The sequence below is a fragment of the Streptomyces sp. DH12 genome, assembly GCF_020873895.1.
In the GTDB taxonomy this organism is placed as follows: domain Bacteria; phylum Actinomycetota; class Actinomycetes; order Streptomycetales; family Streptomycetaceae; genus Streptomyces.
Genome location: NZ_JAHWGT010000745.1, coordinates 1 through 497, shown reverse-complemented (window position 1 = coordinate 497; position 497 = coordinate 1). Strand labels below are relative to the sequence as shown.

The following is a 497-nucleotide window of genomic DNA, read 5'->3' as shown; positions in this document are numbered from 1 at the left end:
ATCGGCATCCTGATCGCCGTCTTCGGCATGCGACTGGTGTTCCCCGTCGTCATCGTCGCGATCAGCGCGCAGCTCGGTCCGATCGAGGCGGTCGACCTCGCGCTCAGCGACAAGGACCGGTATCAGGAACTCGTCACCGACGCCCACCCGGCCATCGCGGCCTTCGGCGGCATGTTCCTGCTCATGATCTTCCTGGACTTCATCTTCGAGGACCGGGAGATCAAGTGGCTGGCCTGGCTGGAGCGGCCGCTGGCCAAGCTCGGCAAGGTCGACATGCTGTCGGTCTGCATCGCGCTGATCATCCTGCTGATCTCCGCCATGACCTTCGCCACCCACGCCCACCAGCACGGCGGCGCGCACGTGGACAAGGCGGAGACCGTCCTGCTGGCCGGTATCGCCGGTCTGGTCACCTACATGATCGTGGGCGGACTCTCCGGCTACTTCGAGGACAAGCTCGAAGAGGAGGAGGAGCACGAACACGAGGAGGAGGAGAAGGC

General features: G+C 64.8%; 1 protein-coding gene. It reads left to right on the top strand.

Annotated features, from left to right (window positions below; translation table 11 throughout):
- On the top strand, nt 1-497 hold a 497-nt coding region (locus LPA54_RS36840), incomplete at both ends, for a DUF475 domain-containing protein (protein WP_228984844.1).